Source organism: Cellulomonas sp. zg-ZUI22, from assembly GCF_017353535.1.
GTDB classification, from domain to species: domain Bacteria; phylum Actinomycetota; class Actinomycetes; order Actinomycetales; family Cellulomonadaceae; genus Cellulomonas; species Cellulomonas wangleii.
The window spans coordinates 732,961-756,071 of the sequence record NZ_JAFMUZ010000002.1 but is presented as its reverse complement, the minus strand read 5'-3'; the positions used below and the strand labels follow the sequence as shown (position 1 = coordinate 756,071).

Annotated in this window: 22 protein-coding genes; 15 read left to right on the top strand and 7 right to left on the bottom strand. The window is 75.2% G+C overall.

Annotated elements, in window-relative coordinates; all coding sequences use genetic code 11:
• Nucleotides 1–57 precede the first annotated feature (57 nt).
• Nucleotides 58–1,299, bottom strand: a complete 1,242-nt coding sequence (locus J1G43_RS11170; RefSeq protein WP_207342092.1) for a glucose-1-phosphate adenylyltransferase — start codon at nt 1,297–1,299, stop codon at nt 58–60.
• A gap of 108 nt (nt 1,300–1,407) precedes the next feature.
• Here J1G43_RS11170 and glgA point away from each other — a divergent pair, with 108 nt between their 5' ends.
• Nucleotides 1,408–2,634, top strand: a complete 1,227-nt coding sequence (glgA, locus tag J1G43_RS11165; protein ID WP_207378442.1) for a glycogen synthase — start codon at nt 1,408–1,410, stop codon at nt 2,632–2,634.
• A gap of 9 nt (nt 2,635–2,643) precedes the next feature.
• Here the strand turns inward: glgA and J1G43_RS11160 are convergent, their stop codons facing one another.
• On the bottom strand, nt 2,644–3,402 hold the full coding sequence (locus J1G43_RS11160; protein ID WP_207371430.1) for a hypothetical protein: 759 nt from the start codon (nt 3,400–3,402) through the stop codon (nt 2,644–2,646).
• Nucleotides 3,403–3,435: 33 nt separating this feature from the next.
• Nucleotides 3,436–5,916 (bottom strand): DNA topoisomerase (ATP-hydrolyzing) subunit A, encoded by a 2,481-nt coding sequence (locus J1G43_RS11155; protein ID WP_207342089.1) that lies wholly within the window; start codon nt 5,914–5,916, stop codon nt 3,436–3,438.
• 125 nt (nt 5,917–6,041) lie between these two features.
• Between J1G43_RS11155 and J1G43_RS11150 the strand changes: the two genes are divergently transcribed.
• From J1G43_RS11150 to J1G43_RS11135, 4 genes are all read left to right on the top strand, one after another.
• Nucleotides 6,042–8,837, top strand: a complete 2,796-nt coding sequence (locus J1G43_RS11150; RefSeq protein ID WP_207342088.1) for a GNAT family N-acetyltransferase — start codon at nt 6,042–6,044, stop codon at nt 8,835–8,837.
• A gap of 77 nt (nt 8,838–8,914) precedes the next feature.
• On the top strand, nt 8,915–9,487 hold the full coding sequence (locus J1G43_RS11145) for a DUF5998 family protein (protein WP_207342087.1): 573 nt from the start codon (nt 8,915–8,917) through the stop codon (nt 9,485–9,487).
• Nucleotides 9,488–9,489: 2 nt separating this feature from the next.
• Nucleotides 9,490–10,650 carry a nucleotide pyrophosphatase/phosphodiesterase family protein gene (locus J1G43_RS11140; RefSeq protein ID WP_207378481.1) on the top strand — a complete coding sequence of 387 codons (1,161 nt, stop codon included), beginning with the start codon at nt 9,490–9,492 and terminating at the stop codon, nt 10,648–10,650.
• A gap of 31 nt (nt 10,651–10,681) precedes the next feature.
• The gene (locus tag J1G43_RS11135) at nt 10,682–11,362 is read left to right on the top strand and encodes a thymidine kinase (RefSeq protein ID WP_207342085.1); all 681 of its coding nucleotides are present in this window, start codon (nt 10,682–10,684) and stop codon (nt 11,360–11,362) included.
• Nucleotides 11,363–11,458: 96 nt separating this feature from the next.
• Here the strand turns inward: J1G43_RS11135 and sepH are convergent, their stop codons facing one another.
• The gene (gene sepH, locus J1G43_RS11130; RefSeq protein WP_207378441.1) at nt 11,459–12,574 is read right to left on the bottom strand and encodes a septation protein SepH; all 1,116 of its coding nucleotides are present in this window, start codon (nt 12,572–12,574) and stop codon (nt 11,459–11,461) included.
• A gap of 137 nt (nt 12,575–12,711) precedes the next feature.
• On the opposite strand from sepH, the gene J1G43_RS11125 reads away from it, so the two are divergent.
• From J1G43_RS11125 to J1G43_RS11115, 3 genes are all read left to right on the top strand, one after another.
• Complete coding sequence (locus J1G43_RS11125; RefSeq protein WP_207378440.1) at nt 12,712–13,353, top strand: trimeric intracellular cation channel family protein; 642 nt, start codon at nt 12,712–12,714, stop codon at nt 13,351–13,353.
• Nucleotides 13,354–13,418: 65 nt separating this feature from the next.
• Nucleotides 13,419–14,309, top strand: coding sequence for an inositol monophosphatase family protein (locus J1G43_RS11120; protein WP_207378439.1), 891 nt, complete (start codon nt 13,419–13,421; stop codon nt 14,307–14,309).
• Between the two features lie 193 nt (nt 14,310–14,502).
• Nucleotides 14,503–14,802 (top strand): DUF4193 domain-containing protein, encoded by a 300-nt coding sequence (locus J1G43_RS11115; protein ID WP_089798812.1) that lies wholly within the window; start codon nt 14,503–14,505, stop codon nt 14,800–14,802.
• Nucleotides 14,803–14,833: 31 nt separating this feature from the next.
• On the opposite strand, the gene J1G43_RS11110 is transcribed toward J1G43_RS11115, so the two are convergent.
• Nucleotides 14,834–15,379 carry a DUF3093 domain-containing protein gene (locus J1G43_RS11110; RefSeq protein WP_207342081.1) on the bottom strand — a complete coding sequence of 182 codons (546 nt, stop codon included), beginning with the start codon at nt 15,377–15,379 and terminating at the stop codon, nt 14,834–14,836.
• Nucleotides 15,380–15,604: 225 nt separating this feature from the next.
• Between J1G43_RS11110 and dut the strand changes: the two genes are divergently transcribed.
• From dut to J1G43_RS11090, 4 genes are all read left to right on the top strand, one after another.
• Nucleotides 15,605–16,063: a dUTP diphosphatase gene (gene dut, locus J1G43_RS11105; RefSeq protein ID WP_207342143.1), complete on the top strand. Its 459-nt coding sequence runs from the start codon at nt 15,605–15,607 to the stop codon at nt 16,061–16,063.
• A 114-nt stretch (nt 16,064–16,177) separates the two neighbouring features.
• Nucleotides 16,178–16,894, top strand: a complete 717-nt coding sequence (locus tag J1G43_RS11100; protein ID WP_207378438.1) for a DUF3710 domain-containing protein — start codon at nt 16,178–16,180, stop codon at nt 16,892–16,894.
• Nucleotides 16,891–17,259 carry an OB-fold nucleic acid binding domain-containing protein gene (locus J1G43_RS11095; protein ID WP_207342079.1) on the top strand — a complete coding sequence of 123 codons (369 nt, stop codon included), beginning with the start codon at nt 16,891–16,893 and terminating at the stop codon, nt 17,257–17,259. The genes J1G43_RS11100 and J1G43_RS11095 overlap by 4 nt, the downstream gene beginning before the upstream one ends.
• A gap of 4 nt (nt 17,260–17,263) precedes the next feature.
• Entirely contained in the window at nt 17,264–18,037 is a 774-nt protein-coding gene (locus J1G43_RS11090) for a DUF3159 domain-containing protein (protein WP_207378437.1), read from the top strand.
• Here J1G43_RS11090 and J1G43_RS11085 read toward each other — a convergent pair.
• Both J1G43_RS11085 and J1G43_RS11080 read right to left on the bottom strand, forming a co-directional pair.
• The gene (locus J1G43_RS11085; RefSeq protein ID WP_207342077.1) at nt 17,970–18,644 is read right to left on the bottom strand and encodes a TrkA family potassium uptake protein; all 675 of its coding nucleotides are present in this window, start codon (nt 18,642–18,644) and stop codon (nt 17,970–17,972) included. The genes J1G43_RS11090 and J1G43_RS11085 overlap by 68 nt on opposite strands.
• Nucleotides 18,641–19,291 carry a TrkA family potassium uptake protein gene (locus tag J1G43_RS11080; RefSeq protein ID WP_207342076.1) on the bottom strand — a complete coding sequence of 217 codons (651 nt, stop codon included), beginning with the start codon at nt 19,289–19,291 and terminating at the stop codon, nt 18,641–18,643. The genes J1G43_RS11085 and J1G43_RS11080 overlap by 4 nt, the downstream gene beginning before the upstream one ends.
• 128 nt (nt 19,292–19,419) lie before the next feature.
• Between J1G43_RS11080 and J1G43_RS11075 the strand changes: the two genes are divergently transcribed.
• The 3 genes from J1G43_RS11075 to J1G43_RS11065 all read left to right on the top strand — a co-directional run bounded on the left by J1G43_RS11075 (nt 19,420) and on the right by J1G43_RS11065 (nt 22,957).
• Nucleotides 19,420–21,423: an APC family permease gene (locus J1G43_RS11075; RefSeq protein WP_207378436.1), complete on the top strand. Its 2,004-nt coding sequence runs from the start codon at nt 19,420–19,422 to the stop codon at nt 21,421–21,423.
• Complete coding sequence (locus J1G43_RS11070) at nt 21,413–22,675, top strand: class I SAM-dependent RNA methyltransferase (protein WP_207371438.1); 1,263 nt, start codon at nt 21,413–21,415, stop codon at nt 22,673–22,675. Before J1G43_RS11075 ends, J1G43_RS11070 begins: the two co-directional genes overlap by 11 nt.
• A gap of 105 nt (nt 22,676–22,780) precedes the next feature.
• Nucleotides 22,781–22,957 carry a translation initiation factor 2 gene (locus J1G43_RS11065; RefSeq protein WP_089798821.1) on the top strand — a complete coding sequence of 59 codons (177 nt, stop codon included), beginning with the start codon at nt 22,781–22,783 and terminating at the stop codon, nt 22,955–22,957.
• Nucleotides 22,958–23,111 lie beyond the last annotated feature (154 nt).

The window sequence follows — 23,111 nt, the reverse complement described above, 5'->3', positions numbered from 1 at the left end:
GCGACCCCGTCCGCATGACGTGCTGCCGCCGGCCCGACCCGCACCGGCGGCGCGCCGTCAGTCGGTGATGACCGTGCCCTTCGGGACCACCGTGATCCCGCTGTCGGTCACGGTGAACCCGCGCGCGCGGTCGTGCTCGTGGTCCAGCCCGACGCGCGCCCGCTCGGGGACGATGACGTTCTTGTCGAGGATCGCGCGGTGGATCTGCGCGTACCGCTCGACCTGGACGCCGTCCATCAGCACCGAGTCAGTCACCTGGGCCCAGGAGTGCAGCCGGATGCCGGGGGAGAGGATCGAGCCCGACACGGTTGCGCCTGACACGACGACCCCGGGGGAGACGATCGAGTCGGCGGCGTGCCCGAGCCGGCCGGCGCCGGCGTGGACGAACTTGGCCGGAGGCAGGCCGGTGTAGCCCGTGTACAGCGGCCACGCGTCGTTGTAGAGGTTGAACACCGGCTCGACCGAGATGAGGTCGTGGTTGGCGTCGTAGTACGAGTCCAGGGTCCCCACGTCGCGCCAGTAGTCGCGGTCACGGTCGGTGGAGCCCGGCACGTCGTTGCGGATGAAGTCGTACACGCCTGCGGTGCCGCGCTCGACGAACCACGGGACGATGTCGCCGCCCATGTCGTGGCGGGAGTTCACGTCCTCGGCGTCCACGGTCACGGCCTGCACGAGTGCGTCGGCGTTCGCGACGTAGTTGCCCATCGACGCGAGGATCTCCATCGGGGAGCCGGGGACGGGCGTCGGGTCCGACGGCTTCTCGCGGAACGCCGCGATGCGCGAGGGGTCGCCCGGCACCGTCTCGATGACGCCGAACTGGTCGGCCATGTCGATCGGCTGCCGGATGCCGGCCACCGTCAGCTCGGCGCCCGACTCGATGTGGGCGTCGACCATCTGGGAGAAGTCCATGCGGTAGACGTGGTCGGCACCGACCACGACCACGATGTCGGGGCGCTCGTCGTCGATGATGTTGAGGCACTGGTAGATCGCGTCCGCGCTGCCCAGGTACCAGTGCTTGCCCACACGCTGCTGCGCCGGCACGGCCGCGACGTAGTTGCCCAGGAGCGACGACATCCGCCACGTCTTGGACACGTGCCGGTCCAGCGAGTGGGACTTGTACTGGGTCAGCACGATCACGTGCAGGTAGTGCGAGTTGATGACGTTCGACAGGGCGAAGTCGACGAGGCGGTAGCTGCCGCCGAAGGGGACCGCGGGCTTCGCCCGGTGCGCGGTGAGCGGCATCAGGCGCTTGCCCTCCCCTCCGGCGAGGACGATGGCGAGGACACGCGGCGCTGGCATGCGACCAACTTAGGCCGAAGGGGCGCTCGCAGCGAGGAGCACGCGGGTCCGAGCGCTAGCGTGTCGCTCAGACGACCGGCCACCCGCCGGTCACGACTGGAGGCACCGGTGCGCGTCGACCTGCTGACCCGTGAGTACCCACCCCACGTGTACGGGGGTGCGGGTGTCCACGTGGCCGGACTGACGGCCGTCCTGCGCGAGCTCGTGGACGTGCGGGTGCACAGCTTCGACGAGCCCGTCGCGGAGCCGGGGACGTACGGCTACGGGGTGCCGGGTGGTCTGGCCGGGGCCAACGCCGCGCTCGCCACCATGGGCGTCGACCTGGCGATCGTCGACGGGATCGGCCGGGACGCCGCCGACGGCGGCACCGACCTGGTGCACTCGCACACCTGGTACGCGAACCTCGCCGGGCACCTCGCGGCGCTGCTCTACGACGTCCCGCACGTGCTCACGGCGCACAGCCTGGAGCCCCTGCGCCCGTGGAAGGCCGAGCAGCTCGGCGGCGGCTACGCGCTGTCGTCCTGGGTGGAGCGGACCGCGTACGAGGCGGCGGACGCCGTCATCGCCGTCAGCGGCGGCATGCGCGAGGACATCCTGCGCTCGTACCCGGCGGTCGACCCCGACCGGGTGCACGTCGTGCACAACGGCATCGACCTCGACGGGTGGCAGCGGCCCACGTCGGACGAGGGCCTGGCCCGTGCGCGCCGCGTCGTGCAGGACCTGGGCATCGACCCCGACCGCCCGGCGGTGGTGTTCGTCGGCCGCATCACGCGGCAGAAGGGCCTGCCGTACCTGCTGCGGGCCGTCGAGACGTTGCCGACCGACGTGCAGGTCGTGCTGTGCGCCGGTGCGCCCGACACGCCGGAGATCCTCGCCGAGGTCACCAGGTTGGTCGACGAGCTGCGCACGCGACGGGCGGGCGTCGTCTGGATCGACCGGATGCTGCCGCGCGACGAGCTGGTGGCCGTCCTCGCGCACGGCACCGTGTTCGCGTGCCCCTCGGTGTACGAGCCGCTCGGCATCGTCAACCTCGAGGCCATGGCCGTGGGTCTGCCCGTGGTCGGCACCGCCACCGGCGGCATCCCCGAGGTCGTCGTCGACGGCGTCACCGGCCTGCTCGTGCCGATCGACCAGGTGCAGGACGGCACCGGGACACCCGTCGACCCGGACGCGTTCGTCGCGGACCTGGGCGCCGCGCTCGCCGACGCCGTGTCCGACGTCGGGCGGGCCGCACGCTGGGGCGCCGCCGCACGCCGGCGGGTCGAGGACCACTTCTCGTGGCACGCGATCGGTGAGCGGACGCTCGAGGTGTACCGCGGGGTGCTGCAGGGCTGAGCCGGGCACTCAGTCGCGCGTCAGCGCGGTGGCGGCCGCCGCCATCGCCCGGCGCGCGACGCGGTCGACCTCGCGCAGCGCGGTGGCCCGCTGGTCGGCCTGCCACGTGTTCACCGCGCCGCCGTCGTCCTGAGCGGCCAGCGCGACGATGCCGCGCAGCCGGGCCGCGCTCGACAGCACACGCAGGCGCTGCGCGTCGACGCGGCGCGGCAGCCGCCGCTCGGGCAGCGCCCCGTCGCGCACCTGGGCGATGGTGTCGGCCGCGTCGGGGCGCCACCGCTCGACCCCGAGCTGCACCAGCGCCTCCGTGGCGGTCAGCAGCCCGCGGCGCAGGTCACGCTCGGCGTCCTCGAGCGTGCCCACCTGCGCCCACACCGCCGTCCGCCAGTCCGGCACCGTGGTGACGCGCCAGGTCACGAGGTGACCCGGCTCGAGGTCCGAGCCGAACCGTCGGACGTCCGGGACGGCGGCGAGCAGCCGGGTGCCGGCACGCAGCAGCACGCACTCGCCCGCGTCCACGGCGGGGCCGGACACCGCCGGCGGCGCGGCGACGGGCTCACCCGGGACGGGCAGCAGCGCGGCCGCCTCGTCCACGGGGCGGCCGAGCCAGCGCACCCAGTCGGTGAGGCTCAGCGGTTCGCCGTCCACGTCGACCGTGTGCGGCTCGTCGTCGTGCTGGACGGCGGACACGGCCGCGTCGGTCTCACCGGCCGACGTCAGCCACAGCGCGAGGAGGACGGACCGGGGCAGGTCGAGCGTGGCAGCCACGGCTCCACGGTAGGCGCTGCGGCGCGGCCGACGTCAGCCCACGGCGTGCACGGGTGCCGCGAGCGCGACGCCCGACCCGTCACGGCGCTCGTCGACCGGCGGGAGCTCCACCGGCTGACCTCCCGAGCCGGTGGCACGCGCGGGCGCGGGTCCCACGTGGGCGAGCAGGAGCGTGTCCTCGCCCTTGAGGAACCGGTGCGAGCGCACGCCGCCCGTGGCACGCCCCTTGCCCGGGTAGGCGGAGAACGGCGTCACCTTGGCCGACCCGGTCTGCGTGCCGGGCAGCGCGGCGGACGACCCCGACACGGTCACGACGACCGCGTCGTCCCCGGGACGCACGACGGCGAAGGCCACGACCCGGGCGCCGGCGGCGAGCTTGATGCCGGCCATCCCGAAGGCGCCGCGGCCCTGCGGACGCACCTGGGCGCCGGGGAAGTGCAGCAGCGAGGAGTCCGACGAGACCAGCACGAGCTCGTCGTCGTCCGCCGCGAGGCCCGCGCCGACGACCTCGTCGCCGTCCTTGAGGGAGATCGCCTCCCACTCGTCGCCCTTGGTCGGCACGTCGCCGGGCGTCACGCGCTTGACGACGCCCTGGGCGGTCGCCAGCGCCAGCGGGGGAGCGTCGTCGCCGAGCGGGGCGAGCGCGACGACGCGCTCGCCCTTGCCGAGCGTGACCGCCTCGCCCACCGGCAGCCCGCCGGACAGCGACGGCGGGCCGTCGGTCGGCGGCAGCGTGGGCAGCTCGAGGACGGACAGGCGCACGACGCGCCCTGCCGACGTCAGCGCACCGATCTCGGCGCGTGCGCTGGTCGCGACGGCCGAGGCGACGACGTCGTGGCGGCTGCGGACGGTGCCGTCACCGCGTGCCGGCTCGACGTCCTCGGACGTCCGTGCCAGCAGGCCCGTCGCCGACAGCAGGGCCCAGCAGGGCGTGTCGGGGATCTCCAGCGACGCGGGTGCGCCCTTGGCCGAGGTCGGTGCGCCCGCGGCACCCGCGAGGCTCGTCCCGCCGGCGCTCTCCAGCAGCACGGTCCGGCGCGGGGTGCCGTACGTCGCCGCGACCTCGGCCATCTCGTCCGAGGTGACGGTGCGCAGCAGGGCGTCGTCACCGAGGATCGCCTGCAGGCGCGCGATCTCGTCGATCAGCTCGTCGCGCTCCTTCTCCAGCTCGATGCGCGAGAACTTCGTCAGGCGGCGCAGCCGCAGCTCGAGGATGTACTCCGCCTGCGGCTCGGACAGGTCGAAGACCGACCGCAGCCGACCCCGGGCGGTGTCCGCGTCGTCCGACGTGCGGATGACCTGGATGACCTCGTCGATGTCGAGGATCGCGACCAGCAGGCCCTCGACGAGGTGCAGGCGCTCCTGCCGCTTGGTCAGGCGGTACGACGTGCGGCGGCGCACGACGTCGAGGCGGTGCTCGACCCACACCCGCAGCAGCTCGACCAGCCCGAGGGTGCGTGGCTGCCCGTCCACCAGCGCGACGTTGTTGACCGAGAAGGAGTCCTCCAGCGGCGTGTGCCGGTAGAGCTGCCCGAGCACCGCCTCGGGGTCGAACCCGGTCTTGACCTCGATGACCAGCCGCAGCCCGTGCGCGCGGTCCGTGAGGTCGACGACGTCGGAGATCCCGGAGAGCTTCTTGGACTGCACGCCCTCCTTGATCTTCTCGATGACCTTCTCCGGGCCCACCGTGTACGGCAGCTCGGTGACGACGATCCCCTTGCGGCGCGGTGTGACGTTCTCGATCCGGGCGGTGGCCCGCGTCCGGAACGCTCCGCGGCCGGTGCGGTAGGCGTCGCGCACGCCGTCGAGGCCCACGATCTTGCCGCCAGTCGGCAGGTCCGGACCCGGGACGAACCGCATGAGGTCCTCGAGCGTGGCGTCGGGGTGCGTGACCAGGTGGCGCGCCGCGGCGACGACCTCGACGAGGTTGTGCGGCGCCATGTTGGTCGCCATGCCCACCGCGATCCCGGTCGCGCCGTTGACCAGCAGGTTCGGGATGGCGGCGGGCAGCACGCCCGGCTGCTTGAGCTTGTTGTCGTAGTTGGGGACGAAGTCGACGACGTCCTCGTCGAGCCCCTGCGTCATCGCCACCGCGGCGGGCGCCATCCGGGCCTCGGTGTAGCGCGAGGCCGCGGGGCCGTCGTCGAGCGAGCCGAAGTTGCCGTGGCCGTCCACCAGCGGCAGGCGCAGGGAGAACGGCTGCGCGAGGCGCACCATCGCGTCGTAGATCGCCGTGTCGCCGTGGGGGTGCAGCTTTCCCATGACCTCGCCGACCACGCGCGCCGACTTCACGTACGGCCGCTCGGGCCGCAGCCCCATGTCCGCCATCTGGTAGACGATCCGGCGCTGCACCGGCTTGAGCCCGTCGCGCGCGTCGGGCAGGGCGCGCGAGTAGATGACCGAGTACGCGTACTCGAGGAACGAGCCCTCCATCTCCGTCGTGACGTCGACGTCGACGATCCGCTCGACGAGGTCGTCGGGCGGCAGGTCGGGGGTCGCGGGGCGACGCGCCATGGGCTGGTGTGCTCCTCGGGTGCTGCGGTGCGGTGGGGCGTGCGGGTGCCGACGGTTCGCGCGCCACGACCATTGTCGCCGCGCCGTGTCCGTCCTCGGTGCAGCCGCGCCGCTAGCCTGGCGGCATGGCCGACGTCGTCCCCCCTGACGGGCACCCGGACCCGGCTGGTGCGCCGGGGTCCGCCGCCGCACCCTACCCGGCGGGTTGGGAGGCGGACGTCGTCCTGACGGACGGCACCACGACACGGCTGCGCCCGATCCACCCGGACGACGCCGAGGCGCTGCAGGCGTTCCACGTCGCGCAGTCCGAGCGCTCGACGTACCTGCGGTTCTTCGCGTCCCTCGACCGCCTGCCGGAGCGCGACCTCGAGCGGCTGGTGACCGTGGACCACGTCGACCGGGTGGCGCTCGTCGCCGTGACCGGGTCGCCCGAGGCGGGTACCCCCGAGCGCATCATCGGCGTCGCGCGGTACGACGTGGTCGAGCCCGAGACCGCCGAGGTGGCGTTCAACATCGCCGACGCCCACCAGGGCAAGGGCCTGGCCTCGGTGCTGCTCGAGCACCTGGCCGCGGCGGCGCGCGAGCGCGGCGTCCGGCACTTCCTCGCCGAGGTGCTGCCGCAGAACGGGCGCATGATCGCCGTCTTCAAGGAGGCCGGCTACGAGGTGCACCAGCGCACCGAGGACGGCGTCGTGCAGGTGACGTTCGACATCGACCCCACCGAGCGCTCGCTGGCCGTCGCCGCGGACCGCGAGCACCGCGCCGAGGCGCGCTCGATGCGTGCGCTGCTCACGGCGCGCTCGGTCGTCGTGGTGGGACCCGGCCCGGAGCCGGGCCGCGCGCTGACCGCCGGCCAGGCCGAGCGCGTCGTCGCCGGGCTGGCGGGCCAGGCGCGTGCCGGACGGGTGACGGTGCACGTCGTCGGCGTCGGCGCACCCGAGGGCCTCGACGGGGCGGGGGTCGACGCGGACGGCATGCACCACCACGCGCGGATCGACGACGTGCCGGGGCCCGTCGAGCTCGCCGTCGTGGCACTGCCGCCCGAGCGCGTGCTGGACGCGGCCCGCCGGCTGGGTGCGCTGGGTGTGCGAGGGCTGGTGCTGCTGTCCGGCGGGTTCGCCGAGGCGGGCCCGGAGGGCCTCGCGCGGCAGCGTCTGCTGGTGGGCGTGGCCCACGGCGCCGGCATGCGCGTGGTCGGCCCGGCCTCGTTCGGGCTGATCGCGACGCACGACGGCACCCTGCTGGACGTGTCGCTGGCCGCGCGCCCGCCGCGACCGGGGCGCGTCGGGCTGTTCTGCCAGTCGGCCCCCCTGGCCGTCACGCTGCTGGGTGCGGTCGAGCGCCGTGGCCTGGGGCTCGCCCAGCTGGTCTCCGCCGGCCACCGTGCCGACGTGTCCGGCAACGACCTCATGCAGTTCTGGGGCGAGGACGACGGCACCGACGTCGTGGCCCTGTACCTGGAGTCGATCGGCAACCCCCGCAAGTTCTCGCGCATCGCCCGCCGGCTCGCGGCGCACAAGCCGGTGGTCGTCCTCACGGCCGGCCGCTCGGGTCACGTCGCGCCCCCGGGTCACGCCGTGCGTCCGACGCGTGCCCCCCGTCGGACCCTGGAGGAGGTGCTGCGCCAGTCCGGCGTGATCCGGGTCGACAACGTCCACCAGATGCTCGACGTCGTCCAGCTCCTGGCCCACCAGCCCCTGCCCCGCGGGCGGCGCACCGCGGTGCTCGCGACCTCCACGGGGGTGGCGGCCCTGGTCGCGGAGGCGGCCGCCGCCGCCGGCCTGGTCGTGACCGACCGGGTCGAGCTGCTCGCCGAGGACGCGTCACCGGACGAGGTGCACGACGCCGTGGAGCGCGTCTACGGCGACCCCGACGTGGACGTCGTGATCGTCCTGCGCATCCCGACCCTCGGGGTGCCGGACGCGGTCCTGCCCGGGGAGGTCGCCCGCGCCGCGGCCCGCACCGGCAAGGCGACCGTCGCGTGCATCCACGGCCTGCACGGCGTGACGCCCGACCTGACGGCCACCGCGGAGGGCGGTCGCGCGTGGACCGTGCCCGCGTACGCGGCACCCGAGGACGCCGCGCTCGCCCTCGGCCGGGCCGCGTGCTACGCCGCGTGGCGCGCCGCCGACCGGGGGCACCCGGTGCGGCCCGCGGGCGTCGACACCCGCGCGGCCGCCCGCCTGGTGGCGCGGCTGCTGGCCGCGTCCGGTGCCACCGACGGCTCCCCGCTGGCGCTCGACCCGGCCCAGACCGCCGAGCTGCTGGCCGCCGCCGGGGTCCACGTGTGGCCGTCGGTGCGCGTGCGCGACGCGGACGAGGCGGTCGCCGCCGCCGAGGCGCTCGGGTGGCCCGTCGCGCTCAAGACCACCGTGCCCGCGCTGCGCCACCGTGCCGACCTCGGGGGTGTGCGGCTCGACGTCGCCGACGCGGCCGAGCTGCGTGCGGACGTCGCGGGCATCCTCGCGCTCGCGGACGCCCACGACCCCGGACCCGGCGTGCCGCCCCTGGAGGTCCAGGCGATGGCACCGCACGGCGTCGCGTGCGTGGTGCGGTCCGCCGAGGACCCGCTGTTCGGGCCCGTCATCAGCCTCGGCGTGGCGGGGGACGCGGCCGACCTCCTCGGCGACGTGGCGTACCGGGTGCCGCCGCTGACGGACGTCGACGTCGCCGAGCTCGTGCGGACGCCCCGTGCGGCGCCCCGGCTCTTCGGGTACCGCGGGCTGCCGGCCCTCGACGTGGCGGCGCTGGAGGACCTGGTCGCCCGGGTGTCCGTGCTCGCCGACGCCCTGCCCGACGTGCGGTCCCTCGAGCTCAACCCGGTGGTCGTCTCGCCGCACGGGCTCGCCGTGCTCGGCGCGTACGTCACGGTGGCACCGGCCGACCGCGCCGACGCCGCCCGCCGGCTGGCGCGGCCGTGAGCCCGTCCGGGCGACGTCCCTGGCGCGCCGGTCACCGGCGGACCGGGCCTCCCGCGCGGGGATGGGAGGATGGTGGCGTGCCTGCACTCTCCACCGCGCTGCGTGACGACCTGCACCGTGCCGGGTACTACCCGGAGCTCGTCGGCGAGGTTCTCGAGCTCGCCCTGGCCGGCGAGGACGCCGTCGCCCACCTGGTCCACCCCGAGACGACGTTCGACGGTGCGGAGGTGCGACGGCACGTCACCGTGCTCGTGCTGACCGCGACCCGGTTCGTCGTCACCCACGTCGACGACCACCCCGCCGACTCCGAGCACCCGTCGGCCAGCGCCCAGGCGACGACCGAGGCGGTGCCGCTGCGCGAGCTGCGCTCGGTGGCCTTCACGCACGTCATGAACGACCCGCAGCAGCACCGTGCCGGCGACGGCGCCTCGGAGCTCACACTGGCGATCGGCTGGGGCGCGGTGTCCCGCGTCGACCTGGAGCCCGCGTCCTGCGGTGACCCCCAGTGCGACGCCGACCACGGCATGAGCGGCTCGATCACCCCCGACGACGTCGTGGTGCGGGTGAGCGCCGCGGCGGAGGGGCGCGAGGCGGTGCTCGCCGCGATGCGGTTCGGGCGCACGCTCTCGGCGGCGACGACCCAGCGGTGAGCGTGTCCGCGCGCGCTGGGGCGCTGCCGCACCCCGACGAGCTGCTGACCCCGGACGACGGTCCGGCGCTGCGGCACGTGCTGCCCGCGGTGGCGGCCGCGCTGGGGGTCGACGTGGCCGGCGGCGAGCCCGGCCGGGCGCTGCTGGGGCTGCCGGCCGCGACGCGCGCCTGCGTGGTGCTGGTGGACGGGCTGGGTCACCTCAACCTCGCCGAGCGCGGTGGGCACGCGCCGTTCCTCCGCTCGCTGCTCGCCTCCTCGCAGCCGCTGCTCAGCACGTTCCCCTCGACCACGGCGACGGCGGTCGCCGCGTTCGGCACCGGGTGCGGCCCGGGCCGCACCGCGATGCTCGGCTACACCGTGCGGGTGCCCGAGACGGGCCGGCTCGGCAACCTCGTGTCCTGGGCCGACATGCCGCCCGCCGAGCGCTGGCAGCCGCACCCCACGGTGTTCGAGCAGCTGGCTGCCGCCGGCGTGCGTGTCACCAGCGTCGGACCGGCCCGGTTCCAGGGCTCGGGACTCACCGGGGCTGCCCTGCGCGGTGCGCGGTACGCGGCCGCGGAGTCGCTGGACGGCCGCGTCGACGCGGTGGTGCGGGCGCTGCGCGAACCCGGGCTCGCCTACCTGTACTGGCACGACGTCGACAAGACCGGCCACCACCACGGCTGGGGTTCCTGGCAGTGGGGTGAGGCGCTCGCGGAGCTCGACGCCGAGCTGGGGCGCCTGGCGCGCTCGCTGCCCCGCGACACCCTCCTGGTCGTCACCGCCGACCACGGGATGGTGGACGTCGACCCGGCGCGTCGGCGCGACGTGGGCACGGACCCGGTGCTGGGTGCGGACGTGGTGACCACGGGGGGAGAGCCCCGCGCGCTGCACCTGCACGTCGCCGACGGCGTCGACCCCGGTGTCGTCGCCGCCCGCTGGCGCGACGAGCTGGGCGACGACGCGGTCGTGCGCACGCGTGACGAGGCGGTCGCGGCCGGGTGGTTCGGGCCGGTCGAGCCGCGGGTGCTCCCCGTGGTCGGGGACGTGGTCGTCGCGATGACGGGGGCCGCGACGGTGGTCGACTCCCGCACGCAGACGCCGGCGTCCATGGCCCTGGTGGGCGTGCACGGGTCGCTGACGGCCCGGGAGATGCTCGTGCCGCTGCTGGTGCACCGGTGAGCGGGCGACCTGTGCCGGGGAGGGGCTGACCGTGGCCGAGCTGGTGTTCTTCTCGGGGACGATGGACTGCGGCAAGTCGACGCTCGCCCTGCAGATGCACCACAACCACGCCGCACGCGGGCGTGACGGTGTGCTGTTCACGCGGCAGGACCGCGCGGGCAACGCCATGATCTCCTCGCGGCTCGGTCTGCAGCGCCGGGCGGACGAGGTGGACGACACGACCGACTTCTGGGCCGAGGTCGTGACCCGGCGCACGCGCGGCCGGCCGGTCGACTACCTCATCGCGGACGAGGCGCAGTTCTACACCGCCGTGCAGGTCGAGCAGCTGGCCCGCGTCGTCGACGAGCTGTCCGCCGACGTCTACGCCTTCGGCATCACGACGGACTTCCGTGCCCGGCTGTTCCCGGGGTCCGCGCGCCTCGTCGAGCTGGCCGACCGGGTGGAGGTGCTCCAGGTCCGGGCCCTGTGCTGGTGCGGGGCACGGGCCACCCACAACGCGCGCACCCTGGACGGTGTCATGGTGGTCGAGGGTGACCAGGTCGTCGTCGGCGACGTCGCGGGCGGGGCCGGCGAGGTGGCCTACGAGGTCCTCTGCCGTCGTCACCACGTGCGGCGGATGACCGCGCGCGTGGCCCGCGCCACCGGTCCGTCCGCGCAGACCCTGCTCTTCGACGACGACGCGGGCGACCGCCGGGGCGGCACCGCTCCCTGAGCGGGCGCGGGTCCGCGCGGGGGCGCTGGCGAGGCGTGGCTCGTCCGCGCGACGCCGCTACACCGTCGCGACGCCGCTACACCGTCGCGACGAGCCTCACTCCGGCTTGGCGCCGAAGACGATCTCGTCCCAGCTGGGCACCTTGGCGCGCGGGCGCCGGGAGCGTCGCTCACCGGCTCCCGCTCGCGGCTCCGTGGCGTCGTCCGGGACGGACGGCTCCGGGGCCGACGGCTTCGGGGCCGACGACTTCGCGGCCGACGGCTCCGGGGCGGACGGCTTCGGGGCGGGTGCCGCCGGGACCGCGCCCGTCGGCGGGGCCGTCCGCTCGCCGCGGGGTGGTGTCAGGACGACCGCCTCGCGTGCCGGGTCGGCGTCCCGGGGGTGCGCGCCGGGAGCGCTCGCCTCGTCGACCGTGCCGGCCCCGCCGGGGCCGGCGGTGAAGTCGAACGCGTGCTGCGGGCCGAAGCCCTCGAACTCCTCGTCGTCGCCGTCGAGCTCCAGGGGCTGGCGGACGCCGCGGCGCGTGCGCAGCTCGTCGAGCAGCACGTGCGTGGGCTCGGGCTCCTCGGCGGTCAGCTCGCCCATCGCCTCGAGGTCGAACACCACGTCCCGCACGGCCGCCAGGTGCCGCCGCGACACGGGCTCGTCGATCTCCGTCTCGGAGAGCCAGCGCGCCTCGTCGTCGTCGGCGACGACGGCGCGCCGCACCGGGTCGTACGTCCAGCGGGCGGTGCGCGGACCGTCCTCGACGACGAACCGTGCCACCACGGTCCAGGGGCCCGTGCCCTCGCGCGCGGCGTCCCACGCCAGCGACCCGACGTCCACGCCGCGCGCCGCGAGGCGGTCCGTGACGAGGTCGCCGAGCAGGGGGGCGCCCGAGTCGCGCCCGACGCGCGTGCCGCGCGCCTGTTCCGCGACGTACTCGCGCTCGGCCAGGACGGGACCCTCGTAGCGGCGCACGGACTCGACGGGCACGCCCGCGGCGTCGGCGACCTCCTGCGCGGTGGCGCCGGCCCGGATCCGCGACTGGATCTCGCGAGGGCTCAGCGATCCGGCCTGCTCGGCGCGCAGCTGCTCCAGCTGCGGACGGTCGCGGCGCACCGCGGCCCGCAGCGGGTCGTCGATGCGCAGGCGGAAGCGCTGCCCGTCGGGCGCGACGACGACGAGGTGCTCGCCGTCCTCGTGCAGACCGACCAGCTCCAGCTCACCCATACGACCTCCCCGGGCTCCAGGAGGGAGCCTGCCACCTCCGGGCGCCGAACGCGCGCACCCGGGCCGGTGTGCCGCCGCATCCGGCACGTGACGTGCGTCGCGCCCGCTCCCGACGCCTGCGCGAGGATGGGGGCGTGATGCCCGAGCTGCTGGCCCAACCGCTGCTGGAGGTCGCCGGCGTCTTCGTCGGCGCCATGTCCGGCGCGCTGGCGGCTGTGCGCAAGCAGTTCGACATCTTCGGCATTCTCGTGCTCGCCTGGGCGGCCGGCCTGGGCGGCGGTGTGCTGCGCGACGTCCTGATCGGTGCGGTGCCGCCGGTCGGCATCAGCGACCTGCGCCTCATGGCTGCCGCGCTCGCCGGCGGGCTCGTCATGTACTTCGGGCACCCGAGGCTCGAGCGCGCCCGGCGCGTCATCAACGTCCTGGACGCCGGCGCCCTGGCGCTCTTCACGGTCGTCGGGACGCTGAAGGGCCTGGAGTACGGGACCACCGCACTGGCCGCCGTCGTGGTGGGCGTGCTCACCGGCGTCGGGGGCGGCATGCTGCGCGACCTCCTCACGGGCGAGGTGCCCGTCGTGCTGCACCACCGGCAGCTCTACGCGGTGCCGGCCCTGCTGGGGTCCGTCGCGGTGGTCGCGCTGTGGCACCTGGAGTGGGCCGGCGGCCTCGGCCTCGGCGCCGTCGCCGCGGGTGTCTTCGTGCTGCGCGTCGCCGCGCTGCGCTTCCGCCTCAACGCACCGGGACCGTGGCGCGGGAGCGGCTCGGGCGGCGCCGGCTGACGCGGGGCCGTGCCGACCCCGCGTCAGCCGCGGGGGCGCGCGGCCGGCTGCGGCAGGATGGCGGGGTGAGCACTCCCTCCGCGGAACCGTCCGCCCAGCTCGTCGCCGAGCTCGTCGCCGTCGCCCGGCAGGTCGCCGTCGCTGCGGGCCGGCTGGTCCACGACGGCCGGCCCGAGACCGTCGGGGTGGCGGCGACCAAGTCGAGCGCCGTCGACGTCGTCACCGCCATGGACCTGGCCAGCGAGGAGCTCGTGCGTGCCGAGCTCGCCCGGCTGCGGCCCGCCGACGGCATCCTCGGGGAGGAGGGCGGTCACGTGCCCGGCACGTCGGGTGTCACGTGGGTGGTCGACCCCATCGACGGCACCGTGAACTACCTCTACGGGCTGCCCGCGTACGCCGTGAGCGTCGCCGCGGTCGTCGGTGAGCCTGCCCCGGGCGCGTGGACCGTCCTCGCGGGCTGCGTGCACGCACCGGCGACGGGGGAGACGTGGACCGCGGGACGCGGCCAGGGCGCCCACCTCGACGGGCGGCCGCTGACCGTGGCTCCGGCACCGCCGCTGGACCGGTGCCTGCTCGGCACCGGGTTCGGGTACGTCGCCGAGCGGCGCCGCGCCCAGGCCCGTGTGCTGGCGGACCTGCTTCCCCGGGTGCGTGACGTGCGTCGCGCCGGGGCCGCCGCCATCGACCTGTGCCAGGTCGCCACGGGCCGGCTCGACCTGTACTACGAGCGCGGGCTGCAGCCCTGGGACCTGGCCGCCGCCGGTCTGGTGGTGGCGGAGGCCGGGGGTGTCGTGACGGGTCTGCGCGGCCGTGCGGCCGGGCCGGACATGGTGGTCGCGGGCCCGGCGGAACGCGTCGCGGAGCTCGTCGCGCTGCTCGAGGAGCTGCACGCGGACGCCCCCGACTCGCCGTCCCGCGAGGGTGTGTGCGACCGTGGTCACGGTGGTCCGCGATAGCGGTCTGACCTGCGGCGACGATGCCCGGTGAGTGGTGCGCGTCACGTCCGCGGACATGGGCACGTGTCCTTGTTCGCATCCGGGCCGGAAGTGATGCAGAATCCGACCCGCGCGGGGAACAAAACGCTGACGTGGCGCCTTGATCCCGCGTACCACGACCACTGCTGCAGAAGACGGAGTGTGACGCTCACACATGGCAACCGACTACGACGCCCCGCGCAAGACCGAGGAGGACCTGAGCGAGGACTCGCTCCAGGAGCTCCAGGCTCGGCGCTCCGACAAGAACTCGGGCGTGGTGGACGAGGACGAGACGGAGGCTGCCGAGGGCTTCGAGCTGCCCGGCGCCGACCTGTCCGGCGAGGAGCTCTCCGTCCGCGTCCTTCCCCGCCAGGCAGACGAGTTCACGTGCTCGAAGTGCTTCCTGGTGCACCACCGCAGTCAGCTCGCCTACGAGCGCGACGGCATGCCCGTCTGCTCGGAGTGCGCCGCCTGACGACGCGCCTCGCCGACGACCGACCGGCCGGTCACCCCTCGGGGTGGCCGGCCGGCGTCGTCCCGGGGGTCTGGACCGGCTGTGCGCCGGACGCGAGCAGCGCGGCCACGAGCCGGTCGGGGCGGCGCGTCGAGACGATCCAGTACGGGGTCGGGTCCTGCGGGTCCACGACCTCGACGCGCACCGCGGTGCCGATCCACGACCGCAGGCAGACGTACGCGCGGGCGTCGAGCGCCGGCCCGAGCTCGGTGCGCAGCGCGGCACGGTCGAGCACCCGGGGTGCGGCCAGCACGTCGACCGGGATCCGCGCGGAGCCCGCCTGCAGCGTGCCCTGCGCGACCCGGACGAGGGGGGTGGTGAGCACCGCGCCCGCCAGCCCGGCGCCCAGCGCGAGCAGGCCCGCCGCGAGGGCGAGCCGCGTGTCGACGGGCACGAACGCGATGCCGAGCACGACGGCGAACGCGACGACCGCGACCCAGCCCAGCGGTCCGGGCCACAGCTGCTCGCGGAACCCGGGGACGCCGTCGGCGGTGCCGGACGGCTCGGGGGGCGTGCCGGGGGCAGGTGCGGTGGTCATGCGCCCAGGATCTCATCGCGGGCGACACCCGCGCGGTGCGAGGCGCTCGCGTCGCGGGCCGCACGGCGCCACCCGGTCGGGTCGACGGGCGGCCGGGCCGGGGTGTGGCGCGGGTCGCGCGCGCCCACGGTAGGGTCGGCCCCCGTGACAGCGACCAGCCATCCCGTCCCGCACGAGCCCGGCTCGCACGAGCACGGCGCGCACGAGCGCGGCACGGACGTCCCGGTGCTGCTGCGGCGGCTCGACCCGGACCTGCCCGCCCCGGCGTACGCGCACCCCGGTGACGCGGGTGCCGACCTCGTGGCACGCGAGGACGTCACCCTCGCGCCCGGGCAGCGGGCGACCGTCCCCACCGGGGTCTCGATCGCGCTGCCCGTGGGCTACGCGGCGTTCGTGCACCCCCGCTCGGGGCTCGCCGCACGCCACGGCCTGACCGTCGTCAACGCGCCCGGCACGGTCGACGCGGGGTACCGGGGCGAGATCGCGGTGACGCTGCTCAACACCGACCGGGACCACGCGGTGGAGCTGCGTCGCGGCGACCGCATCGCCCAGCTGGTGGTGCAGCGCGTCGAGCGTGCGGCGTTCGTCGAGGTCGACGCCCTGCCGGACTCGGTGCGGGGCGTCGGCGGCTTCGGGTCCAGCGGGGGCTGGGCGGCGGCCGCGGGCGGGGCGTCCACGGCGTGATCGCGACCCGGCCGCCGGCCGGGAGCGGAACTACTGTCGTCGTGATCGTCGTTGAGGATCATGAGGACGTCGATGCAGGGCGAGGGCGCGCGAGCGCCGGTCGGAGGAAGCGAAGTGGGTCTGTTCCGTCGTGGCCCGAAGGAGGGCGGCGCGGCCGACGCACCGGCCGACGTCCCGCAGGATGAGACGCAGGACGTCGAGGCCGCGGAGCTGCCGGCACCCGACGCGCGCGGTCCCTGGGACGCCGACGCGCCCCACCCGGACGTGCCGCGCGTGGACCTCGGTGCCATCCAGCTGCCGTCGGTCGAGGGCATGGAGGTGCGCCTCGAGGTCGACAAGTCGTCGAACGTCGTCTCGGCCGTGGCCGTGCTGCTGGAGGGGTCGTCGCTGCAGCTCCAGGCGTTCGCGGCGCCGCGCAGCGAGGGCATCTGGGACGAGATCCGCGGGGAGATCGCCGCCTCGATCACGCAACAGGGCGGGACCGTGGACGACCTGCCCGGTCCCTTCGGCCGTGAGCTGCTCGCCCGGCTGCCGGTGCGCACGCCCGAGGGCCGCACGGGTCACCGGCCCGCGCGCTTCATCGGCAGCGACGGTCCGCGCTGGTTCGTGCGCGGTGTGCTCACCGGCCGCGCCGCCGTCGAGCCGGACGCCGCGAGGCGGCTGGAGGAGCTCTTCGGACAGGTCGTCGTCGTGCGCGGCACGGACGCGCGGCCGCCGCGCGACCTGCTCCCGCTGCAGCTGCCGGGCGGCGCGACGCCGCCGCCCCCGCCGCCGGCGAACCCGCGGCTGGCGCCCCCCGAGCGCGGCCCGGAGATCACGGAGATCGGATGACCCTCACCGACAGGTTCCGCAAGGTCATCGCCTCCCGGGCGGAGATCGAGGCCGATGAGGAGCGGGCCGACGCGCTGCGCGTGCCCGGGTGCTGCCCGGTCGCCGCGCTGCCGCACCGCCAGCGGGCGCGCGTCAGCGGCGTCCTGCGGTCGGTGACGCTGCGACCGCGCGAGGGCGTGCCCGCCATCGAGGCGGAGCTCTACGACGGCTCGGGCGCGCTCGACCTCGTGTGGCTCGGGCGGCGCCGTATCGCGGGCATCGAGCCGGGACGACGGCTGAAGGTGGACGGCATGGTGTGCCTCGTCGACGGCCGCCGCACGGTGTTCAACCCGCGCTACGAGCTGCGCGCGCGACCGGGGGAGTGAGCCGATGAGCGAGCCGACGGGCCGGCGGCCCGGTCCGCACGACGACGAGCCCGTGGTGCTCGACGCGATCGACGACGCCGTGCCGCCCGAGGAGGGCGGCGCCCGTGGGCTCCGCGCCATCACGGCCGACGAGTTCTCGGCCGCCGACGCCGTGGGCGGCGTGCGCGGCATGGTCGAGGCCGTGGCGCCGGGGCTGCTCTTCGTCGTGGTCTACATCGCGGCAGGTCAGCAGCTGCGCCCGGCGCTCATCGCGGCCTCGGTGGCCGCGGTGCTGGCCGTGGTGGCGCGGCTGGTGCAGCGCACCCCGGTGACGCAGGCGTTCTCCGGCGTGCTGGGCGTGGGCATCGGCGTGATCTGGGCGTGGCGGACCGGTGACGCGAGCGACTACTTCGCGTACGGGCTGCTCGTCAACGTCGCCTACCTGGTGGGGACGCTCGTCTCGGTGGTCGCCGGCTGGCCCCTCGTGGGACTCGTCGTCGGCATGTTCAGCGCCCGTGGCCCGCTGGGCGGCGGGCCGTGGTCCGCGGCCGTCGAGTGGCGGCACGACCCGGCGCTGCGCCGTCGCTACGCGTTGGCCACGTGGCCGTGGGTCGGCATGTTCGGGCTGCGGCTGCTGGTGCAGCTGCCGCTCTTCCTCGCCGACGAGGTCGTGTGGCTCGGCACCGCCAAGCTCGCGATGGGGCTGCCGCTGACGGCCGTGGCCCTGTGGCTCAGCTGGATGCTGGTCCGTGGGTCAGCAGGTGCTCCAGCGCCTTCTCGTCCACCTCGCGACCCGTGACGAACAGCAGCTCGTCGCGCCCCTCCAGCGTGTCGTCCGGGCTCGGCGCGATCGGGCGCGTGTCGCGCACGATGCAGGCGAGCACGGTGTCGGTGGGCCACGCGATCTGACCGACCCGCAGGCCCGCCAGCGGGGACCCCTCCGGCAGCGTGAGCTCGAGGATGTCCGCCTTGGACTGGTGGAACGTGAAGATCCGCACCAGGTCGCCCACCGCGACGGCCTCCTCGACCATCGCGGTCATGATGCGCGGGGTCGACACGGCGACGTCGACGCCCCAGGCCGCGTCGAACATCCACTCGTTCTTCGGGTTGTTCACGCGTGCCACGGTCCGTGGCACGCCGAACTCCGTCTTGGCGAGCAGAGAGATGACCAGGTTCGCCTTGTCGTCGCCCGTCGCGGCGACCATCACGTCGCACTCGTCGGCACGCACGGCGCGCAGCGTGGGCAGCTCGCACGCGTCGGCCAGCAGCCAGTCGGCGTCGGCCACCTGGGCGACGCGCATGGCGGAGGGCTGGCGGTCGACGAGCGTGACCTCGTGGTCGTGGGCGAGCAGCTCGCGCGCGATGGAGCGGCCGACCGAGCCCGCGCCGGCGATGACGACCCTCACGCGTCGACCGCCGGTGGTGCGGTGAGGACCCGCTCGACGGCGGGGGCCTGCGCGACCTCGAGGAGCAGGTGCACGATGTCGTTCTCCTGGAGGACGGAGCCGGCGTCGGGCAGCAGCCCGTCGCCGTAGCGGGTGACGAAGGCGACGCGCGCGCCGCTGGCGCTCTCCAGGGCGCGCAGCGGACGTCCGACCCAGCCCGGGTGGACGTCGACCTGCGTCAGCTGGATGCGCCCGGAGGCGTCGCGGTACTCGTCGGTGGTTCCCATCGGGAGCATGCGCCGCAGGACCTGGTCGGCGGTCCACCGCACGGTGGCCACGGTCGGGATGCCGAGGCGCTGGTAGATCTCGGCGCGGTGCGGGTCGTAGATGCGGGCGACCACGTTCTCGACACCGAACGTCTCGCGCACCACACGGGCGGCGAGGATGTTCGAGTTGTCGCCGTCGGACACGGCGGCGAACGCGTAGGTGTCGTCGATGCCGGCGGTCCGCAGGGTGTCGCGGTCGAACCCGAGGCCGGTCACCTTGTTGCCGGAGAAGCCGGCGTCGAGGCGGCGGAACGCCTCGGGGTTCTGGTCGATGACGGCCACGGAGTGACCGCGGGACTCCAGGGACTGCGCGAGCGTCGCCCCCACGCGTCCGCATCCCATGATGACGAAGTGCACAGCCGGTCACGCTATACCCGGGGGTGCCCGGGCCGCAGCGCGTCCGTCGTCGTGGTCACGCGTGGGGCGAACCCGCGTGTGCCGGGGATCGGACGGGCATACGATCGCTCATCGTGTCGGACCTCGCAGACGCCGCCAAGCGGCTCGTGCTCGGCCGTCCGGTCCGTAGCGACCGGCTGGGCCACACCCTGCTCCCCAAGCGCATCGCGCTGCCCGTCTTCGCGTCCGACGCCCTGTCCTCCGTCGCGTACGCCCCCGACGAGATCCTGCTCACACTGTCCCTGGCGGGGCTGACGGCGCTGACCGTCTCGCCGTGGGTCGGGCTGGGCGTCGCGGTCGTGCTGCTGACGGTGGTGGCCTCCTACCGCCAGAACGTGCACGCGTACCCCTCGGGCGGCGGCGATTACGAGGTCGCGTCCGTCAACCTCGGCCCCAAGGCGGGCGTCACGGTCGCGAGCGCCCTGCTCGTGGACTACGTGCTGACCGTGGCGGTGTCGATCTCGTCCGGGGCGCAGTACGCCGCCACCGCCGTCCCGGCGCTGCGCGGGCACGAGACGTCCTTCGCGATCGCGCTGGTCGTGGTGCTCACGCTGCTCAACCTGCGCGGCGTCAAGGAGTCGGGCACCGTCTTCGCCGTCCCCGTGTACCTGTTCATGGGCGCGATGGGCTCGCTCGCGGTGGTCGGTGCCGTGCGCTACTTCTCGGGGACCCTGCCGCCGGCCGAGAGCGCCGGCCTGGGCGTCGCGGCCGAGCAGGGGTTCGACCAGGGGCTCATGGGCCTGGCGGGCGGGTTCCTCGTGCTGCGCGCGTTCGCCTCGGGCTGCGCCGCCCTGACCGGTGTCGAGGCGATCAGCAACGGTGTGCCCGCCTTCCGCAAGCCGAAGTCGCGCAACGCCGCCACGACGCTGGCGCTGCTCGGGTCCATCTCGGTCGCGATGATCCTGTCGATCCTGCTGCTCGCGCAGGCCACGGGCGTGAGGTTCGTCGACGACCCCGCCACGCAGCTGCTGCGGGACGGCGTGCCGGTCGGCGAGGGGTACGAGCAGCACCCCGTCATCAGCCAGCTCGCCGGCGCCGTGTTCTCCGGGCAGCACCTGCTGTTCGTGCTCGTGTCGGTCGTCACGGGCCTGATCCTGGTGCTGGCCGCCAACACGGCCTTCAACGGCTTCCCCGTCCTGGGCTCGATCCTGGCCCGCGACGGCTACCTGCCGCGCCAGCTGCACACCCGCGGCGACCGGCTGGCGTTCTCCAACGGCATCGTGACGCTCGCCCTCGGCGCGATCGCGCTCATCTGGGCGTTCGACGCGCAGGTCACGCGTCTCATCCAGCTGTACATCGTCGGGGTCTTCGTCTCGTTCACGCTGTCGCAGCTGGGCATGGTGCGGCACTGGACGCGGGGGCTGCGCACCGAGCCCGACCCGCAGGTCCGCGCCCGGATGCGACGGTCCCGCGTGGTCAACGCGATCGGCCTGGGCATGACCGCCACGGTGCTGCTGATCGTGCTCGCCACCAAGTTCCTGCTGGGTGCGTGGATCGCGATCCTGGCGATGGCGGGCGTCTACGTCGTCATGCAGGCGGTGCACCGCCACTACTCGCGCGTCCGTGCCGAGCTGGCGCTCGGTGCCGACGAGCAGGCGGCCCGCGCGCTGCCCAGCCGCGTGCACGCGGTCGTGCTGGTGTCGCACCTGCACCGTCCCACGATGCGCGCGCTGGCGTACGCCCGCGCGTCCCGGCCGAACGTCGTGGAGGCCGTGACGGTCGGGGTCGACGCCGACGACGTCGCGGAGCTGCGCGCGCAGTGGGAGGCGGCCGACGTGCCGGTCCCGCTCAAGGTCCTGGACTCGCCGTTCCGCGAGATCACGCGCCCGGTGCTCACCTACGTCCGCTCGATCCGCCGCGAGAGCCCACGCGACCTCGTGGTGGTCTACATCCCCGAGTACGTCGTGGGCCACTGGTGGGAGCAGCTGCTGCACAACCAGAGCGCGCTGCGGCTCAAGAGCCGGCTGCTGTTCACGCCCGGGGTCGTTGTCGCCTCCGTGCCCTGGCAGCTCGCGTCCTCCGCCGGGCAGACGGGGCTCGAGGAGCCGGTGCGAGGTACCGTACCGGGTGCCTTCTGAGACCCTGAGCAACGGAACGATCGTCGACCTGGAGATCGGCCCGGTGGCCCACGGGGGCCACTGCGTCGCCCGTCACGAGGGACGCGTGGTGTTCGTCCGGCACACGCTGCCGGGTGAGCGGGTGCGCGCGCGGCTGACCGACGCGTCCCCGGACGCGTCGTTCTGGCGCGCGGACGCCGTCGAGGTCCTCGAGGCGTCCCCGGACCGCGTGCCGTCCGCCTGGCCCGCCGCCGGCCCCGGCGGTGTCGGCGGGGGAGAGCTCGCCCACGTCGCGCTGCCCGCGCAGCGCGCGTGGAAGCGCGCCGTGCTGGCCGAGCAGCTGCGCCGCCTCGCACGGCTCGACCTCGAGCCGGAGGTCACGGCGGCGCCGGGTGACGACGCGCGCGGTGGGCTGGCCTGGCGGACGCGCATCGACCTGCACGTCGACGCCGAGGGGCGTGCCGGGATGCGCGCGTACCGCTCGCACGACGTCGTGCCGCTGGCGGACATGCCGCTGGCCACCGAGCACATCGCCGCGCTCGGCCTGTTCGACCGGCGCTGGCCGGCCGGCTCGCGGATCGAGGCCGTCGCCCCGGCGGACGGCTCGTCGGCGCTGGTGCTGCTCGACGGCGCGCCGTTCGACCTGCACAGCAACCGCCGCGACCCGCGCCCCAACGCGCGCGCAGCCGTGCGCGAGCACGTGGAGCTCGCCGGCAGGGCGTACGACTACCGCGTGGCCGCCGCCGGGTTCTGGCAGGTGCACCGCGAGGCGCCGGCGCTGCTCGCCTCCCGCGTCCTGGAGGCCGTCGGGGACGTCGCGGGTGCGACGGTGCTCGACCTGTACTCCGGCGCCGGGCTGTTCTCCTCCCCGCTGGCCGACGCGGTCGGCGCCGACGGGCGCCTGGTGGCCGTCGAGGGCGACGAGCGGGCCGTGCGCGACGCGCGCCGCAACGCGCACGACCGTCCCCAGGTCGAGCTGCACGCCGGTGACGTGCTCGACGTGCTGCGCGGGCGGCGCGGCGGCGCGCCTGCCGTGGCGGCCGCCGACGTCGTGGTGCTGGACCCGCCGCGCACGGGCGCCGGTCGCAAGGTCGTCGACGCGATCGCGGCGCTGCGCCCGCGCCGCATCGTGTACGTCGCGTGCGACCCTGCGGCGCTCGCGCGCGACGTGGCCCTGCTGGGTGAGCGCGGCTGGTCGGACGTGACGGTCACCGGCCACGACCTGTTCCCGATGACGCACCACCTCGAGGCCGTCGCCGTCCTCGACCGCTGAGGCGCGCCGCCGCGCGGGCCGTCCCGGGCGGGCCTAGCGTGGTGGCGGGCCCGCGGGCCGGGCCCCGACGGGACCCCGTCGCGGACGGACGATGAGGAGCGGACCATGACCGAGTCGCAGGACGCCGCCAGCCGGCTCGCGGAGGCGAGCCGCATCGCGACCCAGGAGCTGCACAAGCAGGGCACCCCCGACTACGACCCGCGGGCGCACGAGCGTGCCGTGGAGGCCGAGCGCAAGGCCGCCGAGGCGCTGCGGGCGAGCCGCGAGGGCGACGCGGGCTGACGGCGCGCGTCACCGACGAGGGGCGGTCCGGGGACGGGCCGCCCCTCGTGGCGTGCCGACCGGTGTGTCGAGCCGTGTGTCGACCGGTGTGTCGACCTGTGCAGGGGACCGCCCCGACGCGGTACGATGTATCTTGACATCAAGATACTTGCTC